Source organism: Paenibacillus sp. FSL R7-0313 (genome assembly GCF_037969885.1).
GTDB lineage: Bacteria > Bacillota > Bacilli > Paenibacillales > Paenibacillaceae > Paenibacillus.
This window is the reverse complement of sequence record NZ_CP150219.1, coordinates 1,393,978-1,414,687: the sequence shown is the minus strand read 5'-3', so window position 1 is coordinate 1,414,687 and position 20,710 is coordinate 1,393,978. Positions and strand designations below refer to the sequence as shown.

The 20,710-nt window shown below is 46.4% G+C and carries 20 protein-coding genes; 8 read left to right on the top strand and 12 right to left on the bottom strand.

From position 1 onward, the window contains the following. Positions 1 to 14: 14 nt before the first annotated feature. Positions 15 to 920 (bottom strand): ABC transporter permease subunit, encoded by a 906-nt coding sequence (locus NSQ38_RS06260; RefSeq protein WP_047841090.1) that lies wholly within the window; start codon positions 918 to 920, stop codon positions 15 to 17. A gap of 368 nt (positions 921 to 1,288) precedes the next feature. Beyond that, complete coding sequence (locus NSQ38_RS06255) at positions 1,289 to 2,092, bottom strand: helix-turn-helix domain-containing protein (RefSeq protein ID WP_339787856.1); 804 nt, start codon at positions 2,090 to 2,092, stop codon at positions 1,289 to 1,291. A gap of 117 nt (positions 2,093 to 2,209) precedes the next feature. On the opposite strand from NSQ38_RS06255, the gene NSQ38_RS06250 reads away from it, so the two are divergent. Continuing rightward, positions 2,210 to 3,433: an MFS transporter gene (locus NSQ38_RS06250; RefSeq protein WP_339787852.1), complete on the top strand. Its 1,224-nt coding sequence runs from the start codon at positions 2,210 to 2,212 to the stop codon at positions 3,431 to 3,433. Positions 3,434 to 3,511: 78 nt separating this feature from the next. Then, positions 3,512 to 4,294 (top strand): ABC transporter ATP-binding protein, encoded by a 783-nt coding sequence (locus NSQ38_RS06245; RefSeq protein ID WP_339787847.1) that lies wholly within the window; start codon positions 3,512 to 3,514, stop codon positions 4,292 to 4,294. A 199-nt stretch (positions 4,295 to 4,493) separates the two neighbouring features. Here NSQ38_RS06245 and NSQ38_RS06240 read toward each other — a convergent pair whose 3' ends face one another. The 5 genes from NSQ38_RS06240 to NSQ38_RS06220 all read right to left on the bottom strand — a co-directional run bounded on the left by NSQ38_RS06240 (position 4,494) and on the right by NSQ38_RS06220 (position 9,464). Then, positions 4,494 to 5,222, bottom strand: a complete 729-nt coding sequence (locus NSQ38_RS06240; RefSeq protein ID WP_339787842.1) for a class I SAM-dependent methyltransferase — start codon at positions 5,220 to 5,222, stop codon at positions 4,494 to 4,496. Positions 5,223 to 5,368: 146 nt separating this feature from the next. Then, a complete protein-coding gene (locus NSQ38_RS06235; RefSeq protein ID WP_339787837.1) occupies positions 5,369 to 6,664 on the bottom strand; it encodes a glycosyltransferase in 1,296 nt (431 codons plus the stop codon). Between the two features lie 160 nt (positions 6,665 to 6,824). Further along, positions 6,825 to 7,700: a diguanylate cyclase gene (locus tag NSQ38_RS06230; protein ID WP_338589329.1), complete on the bottom strand. Its 876-nt coding sequence runs from the start codon at positions 7,698 to 7,700 to the stop codon at positions 6,825 to 6,827. A gap of 112 nt (positions 7,701 to 7,812) precedes the next feature. After that, positions 7,813 to 8,922 carry a glycosyl hydrolase family 8 gene (locus NSQ38_RS06225; RefSeq protein ID WP_339787831.1) on the bottom strand — a complete coding sequence of 370 codons (1,110 nt, stop codon included), beginning with the start codon at positions 8,920 to 8,922 and terminating at the stop codon, positions 7,813 to 7,815. Between the two features lie 101 nt (positions 8,923 to 9,023). Continuing rightward, on the bottom strand, positions 9,024 to 9,464 hold the full coding sequence (locus tag NSQ38_RS06220; protein WP_339790410.1) for a MarR family transcriptional regulator: 441 nt from the start codon (positions 9,462 to 9,464) through the stop codon (positions 9,024 to 9,026). A gap of 212 nt (positions 9,465 to 9,676) precedes the next feature. Between NSQ38_RS06220 and NSQ38_RS06215 the strand changes: the two genes are divergently transcribed. Further along, positions 9,677 to 10,117 carry a GNAT family N-acetyltransferase gene (locus NSQ38_RS06215; protein WP_339787828.1) on the top strand — a complete coding sequence of 147 codons (441 nt, stop codon included), beginning with the start codon at positions 9,677 to 9,679 and terminating at the stop codon, positions 10,115 to 10,117. Positions 10,118 to 10,284: 167 nt separating this feature from the next. Here the strand turns inward: NSQ38_RS06215 and rlmN are convergent, their stop codons facing one another. From rlmN to greA, 3 genes are all read right to left on the bottom strand, one after another. Further along, positions 10,285 to 11,379 carry a 23S rRNA (adenine(2503)-C(2))-methyltransferase RlmN gene (rlmN, locus tag NSQ38_RS06210; RefSeq protein WP_339787826.1) on the bottom strand — a complete coding sequence of 365 codons (1,095 nt, stop codon included), beginning with the start codon at positions 11,377 to 11,379 and terminating at the stop codon, positions 10,285 to 10,287. 179 nt (positions 11,380 to 11,558) lie between these two features. Next, positions 11,559 to 12,914: a sodium-dependent transporter gene (locus NSQ38_RS06205; RefSeq protein ID WP_091035609.1), complete on the bottom strand. Its 1,356-nt coding sequence runs from the start codon at positions 12,912 to 12,914 to the stop codon at positions 11,559 to 11,561. 282 nt (positions 12,915 to 13,196) lie between these two features. Then, positions 13,197 to 13,673: a transcription elongation factor GreA gene (gene greA, locus NSQ38_RS06200; RefSeq protein ID WP_062836673.1), complete on the bottom strand. Its 477-nt coding sequence runs from the start codon at positions 13,671 to 13,673 to the stop codon at positions 13,197 to 13,199. A 291-nt stretch (positions 13,674 to 13,964) separates the two neighbouring features. Here greA and NSQ38_RS06195 point away from each other — a divergent pair, with 291 nt between their 5' ends. Together NSQ38_RS06195 and NSQ38_RS06190 are read left to right on the top strand one after the other, a co-directional pair. Then, complete coding sequence (locus tag NSQ38_RS06195) at positions 13,965 to 14,837, top strand: arylamine N-acetyltransferase (RefSeq protein ID WP_339787822.1); 873 nt, start codon at positions 13,965 to 13,967, stop codon at positions 14,835 to 14,837. 159 nt (positions 14,838 to 14,996) lie between these two features. Further along, on the top strand, positions 14,997 to 15,683 hold the full coding sequence (locus NSQ38_RS06190) for a 4'-phosphopantetheinyl transferase superfamily protein (protein ID WP_339787819.1): 687 nt from the start codon (positions 14,997 to 14,999) through the stop codon (positions 15,681 to 15,683). Between the two features lie 175 nt (positions 15,684 to 15,858). On the opposite strand, the gene NSQ38_RS06185 is transcribed toward NSQ38_RS06190, so the two are convergent. Together NSQ38_RS06185 and NSQ38_RS06180 are read right to left on the bottom strand one after the other, a co-directional pair. Next, positions 15,859 to 16,605, bottom strand: a complete 747-nt coding sequence (locus tag NSQ38_RS06185) for a Bax inhibitor-1/YccA family protein (protein WP_036612268.1) — start codon at positions 16,603 to 16,605, stop codon at positions 15,859 to 15,861. A 207-nt stretch (positions 16,606 to 16,812) separates the two neighbouring features. Further along, complete coding sequence (locus NSQ38_RS06180; protein WP_036612270.1) at positions 16,813 to 17,169, bottom strand: nucleotide excision repair endonuclease; 357 nt, start codon at positions 17,167 to 17,169, stop codon at positions 16,813 to 16,815. A gap of 673 nt (positions 17,170 to 17,842) precedes the next feature. Here NSQ38_RS06180 and NSQ38_RS06175 point away from each other — a divergent pair. The 3 genes from NSQ38_RS06175 to NSQ38_RS06165 are packed head-to-tail and all read left to right on the top strand — an operon-like array spanning position 17,843 to position 20,682. Next, the gene (locus NSQ38_RS06175; RefSeq protein WP_339787816.1) at positions 17,843 to 19,294 is read left to right on the top strand and encodes a PLP-dependent aminotransferase family protein; all 1,452 of its coding nucleotides are present in this window, start codon (positions 17,843 to 17,845) and stop codon (positions 19,292 to 19,294) included. A 12-nt stretch (positions 19,295 to 19,306) separates the two neighbouring features. Next, entirely contained in the window at positions 19,307 to 20,227 is a 921-nt protein-coding gene (locus tag NSQ38_RS06170) for a D-alanine--D-alanine ligase (RefSeq protein ID WP_339787813.1), read from the top strand. Further along, the gene (locus NSQ38_RS06165) at positions 20,224 to 20,682 is read left to right on the top strand and encodes a GNAT family N-acetyltransferase (protein ID WP_074092765.1); all 459 of its coding nucleotides are present in this window, start codon (positions 20,224 to 20,226) and stop codon (positions 20,680 to 20,682) included. The genes NSQ38_RS06170 and NSQ38_RS06165 overlap by 4 nt, the downstream gene beginning before the upstream one ends. The last annotated feature ends 28 nt before the right edge of the window (positions 20,683 to 20,710 follow it).

Genomic DNA, 20,710 nt, shown 5'->3' with positions numbered 1-20,710 from the left:
TCCGGGTTATAGTCTTACCAGAGTGACATCTTGGTCAGGCGGCGGGTCATAGAATTGGCAGCAAAAACAAGGATAAAGGTGATGATCGAGTTGAACAGGCCGACCGCTGTGGCGAAGCCGTAATTCTGGCCCTCAATCCCCATCCGGTATACATAGGTGGACAGGACATCAGCCGTTTCGTAGGTGGCTCCGTTGTAGAGCAGATATACTTTCTCGAAACCTACACTCATAATGCCGCCAAGCGACAGAAGCAGAAGAATGACAATGGTTGGTTTGATACTCGGAAGGGTCAGGTGCCATAGCTCCTGGAATTTGTTGACGCCGTCGATTTTGCCGGAATCATACATCTCGGGGTCGATCCCCATAATGGCTGCAATGTAGATGATGGAGCTGAAGCCAAAACTTTGCCAGATGTCGGAACTTGTGAAGATGGTACGGAACCAGCTCGCATCCATCATGAAGTTCACTTTTTCCATGCCAAGACTCGCGATGAGGGTGTTCACGATACCGTCTGTTGGTGACAGGAAGTTAATAATCATACCGGCTACAACAACAGTGGAGATGAAGTGAGGAAGGTACGTAACGGTCTGGGCAAATCGCTTGAATGTCCGGTTCTTGATCTCCACGATGCAGACAGCGAATAAAATCGGAATGGAGAAACCAAATAAGAGTGGCAGGAAGGCGAGCAGAAATGTGTTACGCAGCAGTCGCCAGAAGTAAATGGAATTCACGAACTGTTCGAACCAGCGTAGTCCCACCCACTCCCCGCTGAGCATGCCCTGCCCCGGCAAGAAATTACGAAATGCCAACAGCACGCCAGGCATCGGAAGGTACATGAAGATGAGGTAATACAGAAAGATAGGCGAAAACATCAGCAGCAAATACTTATCCCGTCTGATCAGGCTGAACAGCGTGGACATGCGTTTTTTCAACGTAAAACACTCCCCTTCGCTACATAATTACAACGTTTGAATTTTCGAATAAAAAAGAATTGTCATTTCACTGACGTATTTGTTATTCATTTCATTCACATTTTGTAACAACCTATATTATTCTGCATAAGAACAAGATATTAGCTTGAATTAGTCCTCCTCACACCGTATTTCTTTCTTTTCAACACTTGCCATAACCATAATTACAACGTTGTAATTTTAACTTAAATGTATACGCTTACATAAACTTTTTCCCATCTTAGCAAAGTCTTCAATGTTTGGCAACAACAAAAATCAGTGTCATGTTGTAACGTACTAAAATACAGTCTCGCATATGCGAGACTGCCCGTTAAAATCTAAATGTGATTCCGATATTCCATCGGTGTCATAACATACACTCGCTGAAAGGCTCTGTAAAACTGGCTGACGCTGGAAAACCCCAGTTCATAACTGATTGTGGTTACTGAATCCGTTGTATGGCGAAGCCTCTTGGATGCTTCTTCTACGCGCAAATTCAGCAAATATTGATACGGTGTTGTTCCCGTAAGAGCTTTGAAAGAACGCATAAAATGATACCGGCTCTGATGCGCAACCATCGCCATCGAATCAATATCCATTGGGCTTGTATAGGCACTGTGAATGTAATCCAACACTCGTTGGAGATGAGGGTCAATGAATGTACCGTGATCCACAGTCCCTTTACCATTTTCCTGCCCCGTCAACATACGTCTTAGATACGTCTCGATCGCCAATTCTGTTTCCTGCACTTGCAGCATTTCGGGCACATCATCTAACAAAATGGAATTCCAGCCACGAAACAGACTGTTTATCTCAGCAGGATCAAATGTCTGGGTAGGTCGAAATTCAGCTCGTCCCCCATTTAACTCCGCACCTTCAAAACTGCCTAATGGCGGTTTGCGGAACTTGATCACAATGACAGCCGAATCCGACCCTATCTCAAAATAATGCTCAGTCTGGGGATGGGCAATAATCCCCATGCCTGCCTTCAGAGGATAATCATACCGTTCCTGCACCAGATGACATTGACCTCTGACCGGCAGCGTTAGCTGATACCAGTCGTCATGTACATGCGGCTCATTCGCAAACCCTCCGGTAGCTTTCCATAATTCCAACCCATTTAGCGTCATGTTTAATTCCATCGTTTGCTCACCTGCTGACATTATAGCAAATCGTGCTCACTTTCCAAGCACTTTTCACAAAGACATGATCTGCCCCCATCTTTTATCATAGAAAAAAATAATTCGAGGTGATCTCCCATGGCTCAGGCCACTTTAAGCAAAATGCAAATCAACTCCTCCGCCAATTGGGCACTTGCCGGAGTCAGCTTCGCCCATCTGCTGAATGATGCGATGCAGACAGTGGTTCCGTCTGCTTTCCCACTATTCCAGCAGACCATGCAGCTCAGCTTCGCCCAGATGGGCTGGATTGCCTTCACCCTGAATATTACCGCATCCGTCCTTCAGCCACTGGTCGGTTATATGTCAGACCGCAAGCCAATGCCGATCCTGCTTCCCGGAGGTATGTTATTCTCCCTGATCGGTGTTCTCGGCTTAGCCTTGTCTTCCGAGTTATGGATGCTGCTTGTTGCGGCAGCATTGATTGGCATAGGCTCGTCCATCCTCCACCCCGAATCCTCACGCGTGGCTCATATGGCAGCCGGCCGTGGACGCGGAATGGCGCAGTCGATCTTCCAGGTGGGCGGCAACACAGGACAGGCTATTGCTCCATTACTGGTCGCCTTCATCCTGCTGCCACATGGGCAGCGTAGTTTTCTATGGCTGATGGGCTTTGCCCTGATCGGTATCTTCATTCAGTCTTTGGTCAGTCGTTGGTACAGAGACAAACTTGCCGAGACTCGCATTCGTCAGCAACGACCTCTAAAATCAAGCGGCGCAGAGCCAGCAGCTCGGCCTGTGAGCAGGGGATTCATCGCTTTTACAATGGGAATTCTCATCCTGCTGCTGTTCTCCAAATTCGTATATATTGCAGGCATGACCGGGTACTACGCCTTCTATTATGCCGATGCATATGGCTTGCCTCTCTCCCAGGCACAGATCTGTCTGTTTATTTTGCAACTTGCAGGCATGGTCGGAACCTTGCTTGGTGGCCCACTCGCTGACCGCTATGGACGCAAACCGATGATCTGGTTCTCCATCGCAGGCACTGCACCGTTTTCCCTACTGCTACCTTATGCAGGACCCGTCCTGTCTATGGTGTTGTGCGGAATGATTGGACTCATCCTGATGTCTGGCTTCAGCGTCATCATTGTTTATGCGCAGGAACTGCTTCCTCGTCATATTGGTACGGTATCCGGGTTATTTTTTGGCCTGTCGTTCGGCATGGCTGGACTTGGCTCGGTTGTGCTGGGGTCCTTAATTGACGTGACCAGCATTTCGTTTGTTATCAAGTTATGTTCGTTTTTGCCACTGCTTGGTGTGTGTGCTGTATTTCTGCGCAGGGACCAACCAAGAACAGTGTGATAACCGTTGAAACCTCACTGATTTTGTGACTACAATACACCTAGGACACTCGAGGATAACAGGAGGAAGGAATAACCCATGATAATTGATGTACAGCATGTCACTTGGAAAAGGGGACCTCTTACCCTGCTGAATGATGTAAGCTGGCAGGTTAAAGACGGTGAACACTGGGCGTTGCTTGGCCTGAATGGCTCCGGCAAAACAACACTCCTGAACATGATCACCGGGTATCTCTGGCCGACCGAAGGCAAGATATCCGTGTTAGGCCATGAATATGGGGATGTGGATCTGAGGCAGCTTCGCAAATCCATCGGCTGGGTCAGTTCATCTCTGCAAGAGAAATTGTACGGCACGGATCGCACACAGTATGTCGTGATCAGCGGCAAACATGCCACCATTGGCCTGTATGACAAGCTGTCAGATGATGATCTGGATCAAGCAAAACAATTAATGCAAACGCTGGGCTGTAAGCACCTGTGGGATCGGGAATATCGTACCTGTTCTCAAGGCGAGAAACAGAAACTCCTTATTGCCCGAGCACTCATGGCCAATCCACGCGTACTCATTCTGGACGAGCCTTGCAATGGACTGGATCTGTTCTCAAGGGAGCGACTGCTGGACAGCATCCGTGAACTATCACAGCGTCCAGATACCCCTTCGCTCATCTACGTCACCCATCATACCGAGGAAATATTGCCCGTGTTTAGTCACAGTCTCTTGCTACGCAGGGGTGAAATCGTGAATAGCGGATTAACTAGCGAGCTGATGAACACCGAAGTGCTGAGCAACTTCTTCGAGGCACCTGTGGAAGTTGCTCGGCATGGAGAACGTGTCTATGTTAGAGCTGCGGCGGATTCATAATCGCATGGTTATACACAGCAAACTTACAATAGGTGCAGAAACATAACAGTAAAAGCCCAATATCTTATCCACATGTGGATAGATTTTGGGCTTTTCACTGCTATATCTAGTGTTATCCACCGTTTTCTGTGTAGAACTTTCTAATTTATGAGTATAACTTAGTTATGTCCTTCTATTTATCTATATTCTTCTCCACGATCTATTTCCGGGCTGCCAGGAACAGAAACAATGGAATACGCTGCCTGCGCAGATAGGTTTCCTCGTTTACAAAATAAGCACGTTGTGGTGCTGACTCGCGCAAATGTTCTACACGGAATCCTGCCCGCTGCAATGCCATAAAGTATGATTCAATGGAACGATGCATCTTTTTCACAGAACCGCCCAGCCACTGCTGCTCACGGAATCCTTCCACAAAATACTGATCAACCACCCAATCCGTTCGCGTCCCGGAAGGTTGCAGTGTGGACGTGATCACAGGATGTTCTACCGAAAATATGAATGTGCCATTTTCATTTAACGTGTTATATATCTTGTGGAATAGGCTCTCCACATCCTCAATGTAGTGAACAGCCAGTCGGGATATAACCAGATCGTATGTACCTGCCGGATAGGTCCAGTCTTCCATGAATGCCTGTTCAATCTGTGCATTCGTGCCTTTAACCGATTCGTTAGCTGCCCGCACCATATTCAGTGAACCTTCAACTCCCGTGTAAGTTGTACCCTCTTGACCAGAACGGAGCAATTCTACGCCAAACCTCGCATCCCCGCAGCCAAGATCCAGTATGCTCTTGCCCGCAACGTCTCCGATCAGCTCTAGCATCACGGGTTTCTCTAACGTATCATTGGCATTCTCCTGCCACTGGCGGCGTTCCATATACTTCTCAAAGTTTTCCTCATTATCGTAAAACTCAGGTCCCCTGTAGCCCATTCCACACGCCTCCGTTTCCTTTATGCAACGTTCAATATGTACAGCCTGAAAGAGTATACATAATGCCAACCAATCTTTCCATAGTAAAAAAGACTGCCTTCTGAACGAATCCAGAAAACAGCCCTTCATTTATAAGTTGATGTTTCTCAGCCAAAACGCTGCGTTTTGTACCATTTGGTTTCTCTCCGGAATAGCTTATCTCCAATAAGCGAGATAAATGCTTTGACGGATATGACCAGAAATAACTGGGCATATGTGAAATAGGAGAGGCAGGCCACAATAAAATTCTGCGTATTGCTTTGCCCAATATCTGCTGAGAGTGCGAGATTAATTTGTAGTACATAAATGTAGTACATTAATGCCCATGCTATTACGAGATACACGTAAACATCCCCTGAGAACTGGAAGGGAGAAATGACATTCGGATTAAATAATGCAATAACCTGATACACTAGATTCGAGACAAAAATAATATCCGATACAATAATAGCGATCATAAACCAGAAATAACTTGCAGCATAGTACAGAACATGCAGTTTAATTCTCCAGCTAGTACGGTCAAATAAATGCTTCACATTGTCGATAACAACCTGGTAATTTCCCTTGGACCAGCGCTGGCGCTGTTTCATATATACCGATAATTGCTCAGGTTCCTGCTGGTAAGCCTCTGCTTGTGGCGCTAATGCAATAAGCTGACCCCGAGTAAGAATATCAAACGACACGGCCGTATCTTCCGTGATCGCATCAGGGTCCCATCCACCAATCTCACGGATCAGTGCTGCCTTGATAATATAGTTCGTACCAGGAATCGTGCCCAGTTTGAATAACTCCCATAACCCCGTATGATGAACACGTTGGACCGTTATAAGTTCCAGATTAATGCAACGGGAGAGAAAATTCTGACCCCGATTACGAGCTTTGTTTCGACCAAATACAGCACCATACTTCTCCGGGTTTTCCAATGCTTTTTGTGTCAAAAACATCAATGCATTCCGCTCAGGCGCCGCATCTGCGTCATAGATACATATCCATTCTCCCCACGCCAGTTCAAGGCCATCATTCAATGCTCCCGACTTCCCACCTGTACCGGTACGCTCCAGAATGGTAAAGTCACGATCTGCATAACTCGTCTTGGCCTTGAGTTCCTTCAGGCGCTCTGCTGTATTATCTGTACAATTATCTGCAATAACAATAACTTGAACTTTATGCTCAGGGTAGTTCAGACGCAATATATGCTCAACGGTAGACACGATAACTACCCCTTCATTATGCGCAGGCACCATGACAGTCACAGTGGGGTAATCATCCATACTTTCAGGAATTTGAATTCCCTTTTTTTCTTGTTTGTTAATGAAACGAATAGCTCCAGCCATAATGACAATCGACTCGGTGACGGATATCCAAATACTGAGGATGGACATCAACAGCAGGAAATCAGCCATTCAATTTCCTCCGATCATATTTCCTGTTAATTTTCCCTCGAAAACGAAGAGTCGCAAAGGTTAATATAAGAATCGTAATGGCAAAGAAACTGCTAACTACAATACATAATGGAACAAACCATGTTAAATAATTCACAGAAATACTCCTCCCCCATAGCATCTAGATGTATTCACCAATGAGATCTGTCTCTGTGTTCCGTTCCAGTGCCGCAATAACAGCATCGATATCCTCATACTTACTGAATTGTTCCTTCTGGAATACCAGTGCACCCGATCGAATAACCGTCTGCAACTCATTTCCCTTTTTATCGATGATTTGCAGATCCATCATGGCTTTTTTGATCCGTTGTGTCAGGATGGGCAAGTACTCCACATTGGTCATTGGACAGATAATCACAAAACGTCCTCGATCCACAAAAAATTTATAATCCTCAAACCGAATCTGCTTCTGTATGGTAGTGGATAGTTCAAGAAGGAACTGTGCATAACGTACGGAACCGAGAGATTCCAGTACCAACGGCAAAAACTCGATCTTGAACATCGCCATGCTGAATCCATATTGCTCCGAATAACGTCTGGCTAGATTACTTTGCTTAACAAGCGTATCCGCAAGTGCATCCTTATTGCCCAGAGAGGTATCCAGATCAATCTCCGGATTACGCTCCTGAAGCTCCTGCAGACGCTCCATGACACGCGCATTGCGCACAAGACTTGCCTTGATAAAAGCAGCCACAGCCACATTGGCTGGAATGAGCAGCCACCAAGAGAACGTAAGTACACTTACATCCGCGTAGGTAACAAGCCATACAAAATAAGAGACCAGATAGATAAATCCGGCGACGACAGATACCCCGACAGGTATCACAAAACCCAGGATCAGCGCTGCAAGCGACACAATGCTAAACACCACATCCAGTGTAGTATAACTCTGATTCATATAAATCTTAAGATAGACAACGAGCTGCTGGATTACGGCTAATCCAATCAAACTCGCATATCCCCATGCAATACGAAGGATGGGTGCTTTATTCCTCATAGGTTTCTTCTCTCCAGTAGATTGGTTAGTGATATTTCGAGTAAACAATATATGACATGAATAGACAAACATTATGTTAACACATAGTTGAATATATTAAACGACATTTTTATTACTTTTTAAGTAACTTTTGTAATTCAGTCTCCCCAAGCAAAGGAAACAGGTTATCAAACATATGTGTGTTTCCACTAAATACATATCCGCCTGGATAACTGGCATCCAGACTACGCATGCTGATCATATGCTTATACAGCTGTTTCGCCCATTTTGGATCACCTGATTGAACCGCAAGCAGTATCGCGAGTCCATATACGGATGGAGATTGGTAAGATACCGCAGGTGTGCGAGTACTACGCTTATATTGTCCCGGCAGCTGATGACGGGTATTGAATTCTTTTTTCAAAAAAGCAATGAGCTTGTCCGGTTTGCGGCTGGTCGCAGTTAGATGGTTCGCTACGATCAGCTGATCAATCAGATTCACTGTGTCATCATATGTATACTCTTTCGTCCCCACATTGAATGTTTTCGGATAAAATATCCCGTCATCCGGCATACTCTTCAACATGGATTCGTACTTGGCATATGTGCCCGGCTCCAGCATTTCATGCTTCTCCATTAATTGGAGAGACGGTAGATCCACATAAACCAGGCTTAACATATCCGCGGAGTAACCGTTGCCAAAATCGTGAAAATCAACATAATATCCTTTATTCTGAACCGACTGCGTCAGTGTACGGGAAATATCCGAGGCCGTTGCCAGTTTGGCTTCTCTTCCCTGTTGCCATTGATCTGCTGCCTTTAATAAGGCACCTACAATTCGGAAATCATCACCGAGCGCGTTGGTGGTCACGTGAGATTTTCCCTCAGCATCCAGCTTCCAGGCAATATATTTTTGCGGCATGAGGAAATAGGTCGTCAGCAGCTCATAGCTTTGCTCAAATAACGCCTGATCGTTCTTGGCTACAGCATATTGCATCCAAAGACCAAGTGATTCAGATAAAACCTCTCTGCCTGCTACGATATCCGCTTTTTCGGATGTGGCATCCTGCAAATAGGACGCAAGTAAACCATTGGGATTGGTCATATGATCTTGGACAAAGGATACTGTAGGGGATAATTCATTCATCACGAACCGCTCCTTCATGAAAATAATGAACGCTGCTGCAATACTGACCACCATTATGACCAACCACGTTACTGTTTTCCGGTTCACTCTCTTCATGATTCCCTCCTGTACTTTTGCTATTGTGAGATAATGACTCTGCTCCTTGAGATCGGTTCGGCTAGGGTCTGGGATGTAGGGGTCAAGGATAGAGGCATTGTTCATTCTGAGATATCCATGTAGGACCGCCGTCCGCCCTTTTTGACAAATTTCCAGTCTACCTCGATGTTGTGGCGCATTCGGCGGAGAAGCTTAACCGCGGTCTCTATATCTTCATCCGTAAAGTCGTCCAGCGTCACCTGGTCGGAATGCTCGCCCTCTTTACGAATGAATTCCCATGCTTTCAGGCCAGCTTCTGTCGGATATAACAACTTGTTCTTCTTATTGTCTATTGCCGACTGTTTGACAATAAATCCATCGGATTCGAGTTTGCTAATCGCTCTGGCCGCTGTCGTTCGATCTACTTTGATTAGTTCAGCCAGCTGGTTGGGAATAATGCCCGGATTCTCACATATGCGATAAAGATACAGATATTGGCCTCGGGACAAGTTCAGATGTTGAAATTCGACATTGCTGATCGAATCCAGACAGCGGGCAATCATGCCAATTTCGCGCAACACTTCGTTTTTATCAGTCAATGCACTCACGCCCTTTTATAAAATTGTTGCATTCACAACATAAATAGTGATATAACTACAGTTAAATTGGATTAAATTTTAACCAAGATACTCACATGGAACGGCTGCAATGATTATGCTATATACCAGTTTATCATGCCCGGATATGATTACTATCGTCCAAAGGAGAAACATTCATGAATACAACGATTGTTGAAGTTAAAAATCAGGAATTGCTCGATGCCTGTTTTGCCATTCGAACTGCTATTTTTGTCGAAGAACAAGGCGTACCCGCAGCGGATGAATTCGATGCTTATGATACATTAGACGCGGAGGCACGCCACATTCTGCTCTACGTAGACGGTGTGCCTGCTGCTTCCTCCAGACTGCGCATTGTGGAACAGGTCGCCAAATTGGAACGGATCTGCGTCATGCTCGATTACCGCAAACACGGCCTGGGCCGTGTGCTGATCGACAAGCTGGAGCAGATGGCTGTTGCCGAAGGACTTGAGAAAGCCAAGCTGCATGCACAGGTACAAGCTTCCGGGTTCTACGAACGTCTCGGATATGCACCCGCGTCGGAAGTATTTATGGAAGACGGCATTCCCCATCTGCTGATGACCAAAAAACTGAAATAATGAGATTCCAAAAAACGCCTCCGTTATCACTTCTCAGTGATATACAGAGGCGTTTTGCATTAAGACCAGGCAACGCATTCGCAACCCAACAACGGTAAATGGCACGTAGAGGCACCCATTAGAGCAAACAAGTATCCTAACTTTACTTGCCAGCTCCGCATTGTGTCTTATCCCAGTGCCAGACGGTCTGGCTCAGATTCGGTTGCGTTGTTCTTCATTTGTTTACTGCGCAGCTGTCCGCAAGCAGCATCGATATCCGTACCATGTTCCATACGTACAGTGGAGTTGATGTTGTTCTTTTTGAGCGTATCATAGAAACCCAGAATCGATTCTTCTGTACTCCGTTGATACTGACTGTGCTCATCCACCGGGTTGTATGGGATCAGATTCACACTGACCATACTTCTGCGACTGGACAACAGTTCAGCGAGCTCCGCGGCATGCTCACGTTGATCGTTAACATCACGTAACAGAATGTACTCAAACATGATGCGTTTGTTCGTTGTAGCCAGATAATAATCCACTGCATCCATCAATTGCTCAATCGGGAAAGCCCGGTTGATCTTCATGATGTGTGTACGCAGTTCATTATTAGGTGCATGCAGAGAGATTGCCAGGTTAACCTGCAGACTGCTGTCTGCAAATTCCTTGATTTTATCCGGAAGGCCACTCGTGGACACAGTAATCCGTTTCGCCGCCAGCGCCAATCCTTTGCGATCCTTGATGACTTCGATGAAATCACTCATGTGTTGGAAGTTGTCGAATGGTTCGCCAATCCCCATCACAACGACGTTGGTTACCCGCTCGTCTTGACCCGCTGCATCCAGATGTCGCTGCACATGCATAATCTGTTCCACAATCTCGCCAGCGGTCAAGTCACGGCTCTTCTTGATCAGACCGCTCGCACAGAAGCTGCAGCCAATATTACAGCCCACTTGTGTGGTCACACAGACGGTAAGTCCGTATTTTTGCCGCATCAATACCGTCTCAATGAGGTTGCCGTCCTGCATCCGAAGCAGAAACTTCACGGTACCATCTGCCGATTCCTGCTTCACATGTTCGCTCAGCGAGTTCATTGTGAAATGCTCGGAAAGTACATCCAGACATTCTTGACGGACATCGGACATCGCCGGGAAATCGTGTACACGCTCTTGATATAACCATTCCCAGATCCGGGATGCACGGGATTTTTTCTGCCCATGCTCCGGCAGCCAGGAACGTAATTGCTCTAATGTTAATCCATATATGGATGATTTGTTCATTGTATAATCCTCTTTTCGCAAAAAAGCATATGGCTTATCGGTCCTACCCAAAAAACCTCTACTCCGTATTGTCCCAAAATTGACGAGGGAAAACAAGGGCTTTTGCATTTCTTCCAAGAGGTTTTATCCATGGTAAATCTGCACAACAGACCATATTTCACCCTATCGGGCCTTCACCATTAGAAGTGAATGATACCGGATGTGTGCAGTAGAACCAGCAGAACCAGGATCGGAGCTACGTAACGCAGCATGAACAGCCACACCCGGAACCATCCGGAACGCAGGCCGGAAGCTTCCGCAGCCGTTTTCCAGAAGTATCCGGCAAAAATCGTCACAAGCAATCCACCGACAGGCAGCAGGATGTTGGATGCTACAAAGTCCATCCAGTCGAACACACTCTTCGATCCAATCGTCCATTCAGGCTGCAATCCGAGCGACAATACCGAAGGAAGTCCCACGATGAAGACCGCTAGCGAAATAACCCATACCGCACGACTGCGGCTCCAGGACAAACGTTCCATGAAATATTTCACCGGAACTTCCAGCAAGGATACCGCTGACGTTAATGCCGCAATAGCCAACAGGATGAAGAACAGTCCGCCAAACAAGAAACCAAGTGGCATCGCCGAGAAGGCCGCCGGAAGTGCCACAAAGATCAATGACGGTCCTTGGTCCGGTGCAATACCAAACGAGAATGTTGTTGGGAAGATGATCAGACCCGCAATGAATGCATAGATCAGGTCACCTGCACCAACGGCGACGGTTGCCGCACCGAGGGATTGATTTTTATCCACATACGAACCGTAGGTTACAAGAATACCCATCCCCAGTGACAGGGAGAAGAAGGCATGTCCAAGCGCCACCAGTGCGGATTCCGTTGTAAGTTGTGAGAAGTCCGGATTCAGGAAGAAGGAAACCCCAGCTCCTGCACCCGGCAATGTAACTGCTCGAATCATCAGGATAATGAGCAGTACCAACATCGCTGGAATCAGCACCTTGTTAAACTTCTCGATTCCGTTAGATACCCCTTTGGCAACAATCCAGCCTGTGATCAGAACCGAAACCAGTTGCCATACAATCGGCATATAACCGCCTATGAAGGAATTGAACTGTCCGGCATAATCCGGATTGTTGAACAATGTTCCACTGAATGACGTAATTGCATATTGCAAGGTCCAGCCTGCAATAATGACATAAAAAGACAGGATGATAAACGGCGTCAGTACTTGCAGCAATCCGGCTGCGAGCCAGCCCTTATGTCCACCTGCTTTGATAAAAGCAGTAGCTGCACTACCTCTGCCACTGCGACCAATCGCAAGTTCAGCCAAGAGCACTGGCAGACCGATGAGCAGCAAACAGACGATGAAGAGCAGGAAAAACGCAGCCCCTCCGTTCTCACCCGTAATGTACGGGAATTTCCACATGTTGCCCAGACCAACCGAACTACCAATGGCCGCCAGGATAAATCCAGCTTGGGAGAAACGTTCTCCTTTGCCAGCGTTGTCTTGATCTAGATTAGGCTTACTAAAATTCATCGTATCTACTCCATCACTTTAAAGTTTTCCCGTAATTATATACTACTCACCTTGTCAGGTCATTCGAAATTCGAAATTTGTCGAAATGTTATTTTTTTACATAAAAAACATACGGAATTCTTTGTCTTATAAGTTCCTTAAACACAGTATGTGATAAAGTCCGTTAGTCCAACCGTATGAAGTTTCAACAAATCCATATTGCCAAACGTTCAAAGCCCAGTAAAATCAAAAGAGGTGTCCCCTCAGCCACTTGGATGACTGCGGAACACCTCTTATTTTTGATTAAACTTTGATTTGAAGTAACTCGTACTTGATAACGCCCATCGGAGCATTGACATGAATGACGCTGCCCACTTCTTTGCCCATTAATTCCTTGCCCAGCGGGCTCTCGTACGAAATTTTATTATCCGCAACATCGGCCTCGGCAGGGCCAACCACTTTATATTCAATCTTCTCGGCGAACTCAATGTCATTAAGCAACACCGTCGATCCAATGCTCACTTTGTTGGAGTCTATATTGTCTGAAGAGATGACTCTTGCTTTTGTCAGCATCTTCTCCAAGATCAAAATTCGAGTCTCCATAAAGGCCTGATCATCTTTGGCTGAATGATACTCACTATTTTCCTTCAGGTCACCGTAACTGATCGCGAGTTTCAGACGCTCAGCCAGTTCCTTACGCTTCACTGTCTTCAAATCCCTCAGTTCGTCCTCCAGCTTTTCCAAGCCTTCCTGTGTCAAAATCACTTCATCATTAGCCATTTTTCCATCTCCTAATCCTGCTATCTATCTATATTCTAACCTATATCCACTCCAAAGGGTTAGCATACCCCAGAAAAAGAAATAGCTCATCCATATATTGTATTTCAATGACATCAAAACCATGTCCATCTCATGAGATGATTTTAAAGGCTATCCTATGAATTGTACCGTTACAATCAACTCAATTGATGATGTTGTTTTCACCCGGTGAATTTTACAATGAACTCAGGGCAGCAGAAGTTTTATAAAAATTTGGGCTGCAGCCCACCATATGACGTGAGGTGACTCTGAATGATTGAACTATTGAATACAGCTGAAATACAGACCTATCTGAAACGGATCGGCATTGAAGATATAAAGGAACCTACACTGGAATTCTTATTTGAACTCCAGCGAGCACATGTCCAATATTTATCCTGGCAAACGGTCGATATTTTTGCAGGTCGTCCTGCGGGAATCGGTCTTCAAGATTCCATTCAGCTTATATTACAGGGACGTAGCGGCTACTGCTTTCATCTAAATGGTGCATTTAGTGTTCTTCTCCACTCGCTGGGTTATACGGTCGATTGGCATCGCGGGGGAGTTCAGCCTCATGGGGAACAACCCCGTGTGAACTCATTCCATCTCGGTCTATCTGTGCTTCTACCGGATGCTGACCCAACAGTTGAGCGCTGGATTGTAGATGTAGGTCTGGGCGGAATGCCCTTTGAACCTCTGCCACTTCGTTATGGAACCTATGGTTCAGCTCCGTTCACATACCAATTGATCCCTTCATCTGTTGCTAGTGGGGGATGGCGACTTGAGTACGAGCCGAATGGGCCAAGTGAAGGCGTCGACTATGCTCCCGAGGTAGTCCACGATCTGGAGGAGTTCATCCCCAAACATGAATTCTACAGTCGGGCTGCCGAATCACCTTGGCATAACGCATTTTTGCTTCGTCAGCGGGATAAGAATCGCAGTCATGAATTACGTGGATGTATGCTCCGAACTCATGATATCGAAGGAATCCGGAAAACGGAGATCCGGAATTATACCGAGTGGCGCAACGTATTAACTGAAATATTCCATGAACCCTTGGTGAATTACAGCGAACTGGAATGCCAAGAGATGTGGGAGCGAGTGCAGTCTGCGCATATAGAATGGAAACAAGCGCAAGAAGCATGAGATAAAGATGCATTACCTGAAATCTTAACATGAAAAGCGAGACAACCGGCTTGCTTGTTAGGGGCATCCGTATAGTGATGATTTGGGAGGAAGAGTTGAAGGGACGTTCCATATAAAGGGAAGTTACTGAACTGCGCCGAATACGTATTCAGGTGATAAATGATGATAACTATTCGTGTGCTCCAAGTTCCAGAAGTATTGCCCGAGGCGTACTGGAACCACTTTTTGTCGCAAGTTTCTGCCGAGCGACGTGCTCAGGCTTCGCGTTTTGTGCGTCAGGCTGACGCGTTTCGCTCCGTGCTGGGCGAGATATTGACTCGTGTATCTTTGAGCAAATTAACTGGACTGAGACCTGCTGAGCTTTCTTTTACCCGTAATTCCTACGGCAAACCTTCGCTCAATCACCATTCGGATGTACAATTCAACGTCTCCCATTCTGGTGATTGGATTGCGCTGATCTCCGGGAGTACAGATGAACTAGGCGTGGATGTGGAAAAAATAGCTCCAATTGACATGCAGATTGCAGAGCGTTTCTTCTCTCCTAAGGAGAGCCAGTTCTTGGCCGCCGAGCCTGATGATCGTCAGCTGGAGACCTTCTACCGTCTATGGACGCTGAAGGAAAGTTATATCAAGGCAGTGGGTATGGGGTTGTCCATGCCATTGGATTCATTCGCCATCCTTCCCAATGAGCGGGAAGATTGGCATTGCAAACAGGCCGGGACTTATCTCTTTCTCAGTCAGCGACTGGATGAAGGACATATGATTGCGGCATGTTCGGCTGGTGGAGAGCTGCCAAGCCAGCCCGAGATTATCACCTTGGAGGATCTGTATACAGAGTTGGTATAGAGCGGTGCTGGGCTGAACTAGTTGGGATCAGTTGAGTTTTGTAAGAGGCTGGCATCAAGAAGCCCTAGCTAAGGTTAATTAAAAAAAGCTAACGACGTGAGTATCACGCGTTAGCTTTTTGGCTTTTTAACTTTACATTCACACTACGTTTACGTCTCGTACGAATTGAATAGAACTAATCCCGGCTCCGCAATTTGCCAAGCAGACGGATGATCTCAATGTACAGCCATACCAGGGTAACCATCAATCCAAACGCACCGTACCACTCCATGTACTTGGGCGCACCACGTTCAGCACCACCCTCGATGAAGTCGAAATCAAGGACTAGATTGAGGGCAGCAACAATGACAATAACGACCGAAATACCAATGCCGATTAAGCTGTTATCATGCAGGTAAGGAATCGAAATTCCGAAGAAACCAAGTACAAAGCTCAGCAGATACATGATCATGATACCGCCGGTTGCAGCCACAACCCCAAGCTTGAAATTCTCCGTAGCTTTGATCAATCTGGTTTTGTATGCCACCAGCAGAGCGATGAATACAGCCATGGTCAACAGAGCCGCCTGTAAGGTAATTCCGTTATACAGGGACTCATAGGTTGCAGAGAGTGCTCCAAGGAAAAGGCCTTCTGCCACAGCATAGACGGGTACCAGATATGGTGCCGCTACGGGTTTAAACGAAATCACAAGTGCCAGAATGAAACCAACGATCAATCCGCCATAAGCGAGCGGCATCACTTGTTGTCCGTTAAAAAACATCATCCATGTTGCAAACGCACTGCCCAGCAGGATCACAAGCGTAATAAACGCTTTGTTAACCGTACCGTTGATCGTCATGTAATTCTGATACCGATCTTCTCCATATCCTCTGTTTTCAAACGTGCTGTCTTTAAGTGTAGGGTTACCGCTACGACCGATCAACACAATCACCTCTTCATATGTATTTGATATATCTGTGATACTAAGTTTGGGCGTACTACGGTTCAATTCTACAAGCTACTCCCTCGAAAAGATCGGGATGGCACCAGCAGGAATCGGATGCAATCCTTCGATTACATCCGTAACCACTGGCGAAACAATTAGGACATATGTCCCAGACATTGCATGTTCATGTGCTTTTTAAGTGTCTTATTTGTACAAGACTTTATCTACATTGTATTTCGCACGCATCGTGTTGATGATATACGTCTCGTAAATTTCACGATCTACCGGATCTTCAACCAGGCATACTTCAATCTTCGTTACTTCTTCCCGGTGATTCTTAATTGGTGATACCGTGTCTTCAAAATGCTTTTTGATACGTGGTCTTAATTTACGTGCTTTCCCGACAAATAACAACTCTCCAGCGGCATTGTAAAACATGAAAATCCCGCCTAGTTCCCGGGTAATCAGGTGAAAATCAGTAAATCCATAAATGTGGCTAAGCTGTGGATCAGCCTGCTTTGTGATGGTTACATCCGGTGTTGGCACGGTAATATTAATCAATAGGCTCACTTCCTCATTATCTATAGGTTTACATCCTATCACATATTATAAAGGGACACCATTTCAATCTATATGAAGTACAATTCACGCAATTTTCGCTATTACGACAAATATTTCAAAAAAAAGGTTAACTTCCCTGATTCAAAGTGGTACTATAGGGGTATGAGGAAGAAATTGGGCACTGAGACATACGTCTTTATATCTACCTCCGTCTATTGTACCCTATGATTGAATATCTTTTTCATGCTGAATTCTGTTACGTGATCACGACAAGAGTACAGTTAGCAAGAACCCTAGCTTATAGATTGTGGATTCATCATCTACTCGACCCTTGCAGCAAGCAAACTTAGAAAGACCTAGATTCATGATTCACTGTAGATTTTAAGTATCACCTAGAAAGCCTGCAATTATAGTCGTACTGAAGTTAATAGACACACGTAGAAGGTCAGATAGCTATCGATCCTAGAGAGACTAGTCATGCAATGCAACTGTAGAAATTATAGCAGCAGTACTATAGAAAATGGATCAAGTTTCACCACCAGGCCCCGGCATACTGCCAGGGCTTTTTTGCGTTTGTGCGAACAACCAACCACACGCTCAGGGAAACAGAGGTATCGTGGTTCTTTCTGCTGGGTTTATAATATGGCAAGATACCAATAGAGGGAGTGATGGGATGTATTCCGATCTGCAACTGACGGAGGACCGCCCTGTATATATACAAGTCAAAGATTATATGAAGCGATTGATGCTCAAAGGCGGCCTGCAAGCCAAACAAAAACTGCCCTCGACCCGTGAACTCAGCACACTCATGAAGGTTAGTCGCAGCACGGTCCTGCTCGCTTATGCCGAGCTTGAAGATGAGGGACTGATCTATGCAGTCAAAGGCAAGGGCAATTACGTCAGTGCCTCCATCGAAACACCTGAGGCAGCAGCAAGCTGGAAACTGGACTGGACGACAGAGGTAAGCGAGTATGCCATTCAGGCAGAGCAGTACGATCTGATGAAGCATGGCTCCGGAGCAGAGCGCGGTGAAATATCGTTTACCAGCATAGCACCGGATGAAAAGCTGTTTGATCTGCACAACGTGAAACGGGCTTTTCTGGATCGCATGTCACTTGAAGGAGAAGTACTGCTGAATTACGGATATGCGCAAGGATACAGACCGCTGATGAACTATTTACTACGTTATATGGAGAACAAAGGTGTCGACCTCCGTGGCAAGGACATTCTGATCACCAACGGATTCACGGAAGGTTTCGATCTGGTGCTTGGAGCGTTGCGTAAAAAAAGCGGAAAAGCGCTCTGTGAGAATCCAACGCACCACACGGCGATCAAAAATCTGAAGTTGCACCAGTTCCACCTGACCGGTGTGAACATGGAGCCGGATGGCTTGGACTTGAAACAACTGGAACATGAACTTGAGGCAAGTCCATATGATCTGGCATATCTCGTGCCCTCCTATCACAATCCAACCGGGATTGTGACGTCCCCTGCGAAACGGGTAGAGATCATCCGGTTGATGAACAAGTATGAGGTACCCATCATTGAGGACGGATTCAATGAAGAATTACGCTATTCCGGTTCCCACGTATCTCCCCTGATCGCCAGCATGGGGAAAGGCAATGGACTGGTGTATCTGGGCAGCTTCTCCAAAGTACTGTTCCCAGGTCTGCGGGTAGGTTGGATTATTGCGGATGCGGCGCTGATTGATTATCTGGAGAGTATGAAACGGGCACGCAGCATCCATACCTCCACGCTGGACCAATCGTTATTATATCAATATCTGAGCAACGGTAATTTCGAGAAATATTTGAAGCGAGCTCGTACGGAGTATAAGCGAAAATATGAATTGGTTGTGCGTTGCCTGAAGCAGCATCTGCCAATGTGCCGGATTTCCGGTGCGGGTGGTCTGCATCTGTTCGTGCAGTTCCCGTCCGAATACAGAACCCGTGAACTGCTGGGAGCTTGTAAAGTGAAAGGTGTAACGTTCACACCTGGGGATACCTTTTATCTGGAACCCGGTCAGGGTGTAAACACGATGCGTCTGGGTTTCTCCAGAGTCAGCGATGAAAATATACGTAAAGGCATTCGCATCATTGGCGAGACAGCAGCTCAAATGAGATAAGGAGGATTTCACATGAAAGTTGGCGTGATTATGGGCGGTACATCTTCAGAGCGGGATATTTCCCTGCTCACCGGACAGGAGATGATTGCAAACCTGAATAGAGACAAATACGAGGTTGTACCCATTGAGCTGAATACCAAGCGCGATCTAATCGACAAGTCAGCGGGGATCGATGTGGCACTGCTTGCCCTGCATGGCAAATACGGCGAAGACGGTACGGTTCAAGGCACACTGGAATCCCTGGGTATTCCCTACACAGGTTGTGGCGTGCTTGCGAGCAGTGTATGCATGGATAAAGACATGTCCAAACAACTCATTCAGCATGCAGGTGTGCTTACCGGAGAATGGCTGCGAGTGAGTCATATTGAGGAACTGTCCTCTATTGCTGTTCAACAATTAACGTACCCCGTGGTGGTCAAACCCAATTCAGGCGGTTCCAGCATCGGTACCCAAGTGGTGAAGGAAGCTTCCGCCCTGTCCGCTGCTGTAGAGGCTGCCCTCGCCTGGGATGATACGGTCATGATTGAACAGTATATCGAAGGTGAAGAGATTACCTGTGCCATTCTGGATGGTAAGATGCTGCCGGTGATCTCCATTCGTTCGAACGCGGAGTTTTTCGATTATTCTTCCAAATACGATGACCATGGAGCCGATGAGCAGGTTGTGCAATTGCCTTTGGACCTTCACAATCGCGTTGAAGCCGCGGCCTTGGCCTGTTATCAGGTGCTCAAATGCAGTGTTTACGCGCGCGTGGATATGATGATTCGGGAAGGCTTGCCGTATGTGCTTGAAGTGAACACGCTGCCGGGTCTTACCCGTAACAGTCTGCTGCCCAAAAGTGCAGTTGCTGCAGGTATTTCTTTTGCAGATCTGCTGGATACCATTATTGAACTTTCATTGAAGGAAAGACCCAAGGAGGCTACAACATTATGAGCCTGGATGTGACGATTAGACATAGCTCCACTACAGATCTTCAAGATATGGTCATTCTGATGGATCAACTCGGTTATCCCACCACGTACGCCGAGATGGAAGAGCGCTATACCCATATCTCTGCGGACGCAAACTTTACTACACTGGTTGCTGAAGCACGCGGACGCGTAGTTGGACTGATCGGATTACAGACGTCTTATCTGTATGAAAAGAATGGAAGACACTGCCGTATCTTGGCATTGGTTGTGCACGACCAATTCAGAGGCTCAGGCATCGGCCGTCAGCTCATTCTTGAAGCTGAGCAATGGGCAGCCACGCATAACGTGGATTCCTTGTCTCTGAACAGTGGCAATCGCCCAGAACGTGAAGCTGCACATGAATTCTATCGCCAGATGGGCTTTATAGCCGGGAGTACCGGGTTTAGCAAAAAGCCGCAGATTTTACAGCACACTTAACCTGCCGGATACGGGATACGCCCCCTTG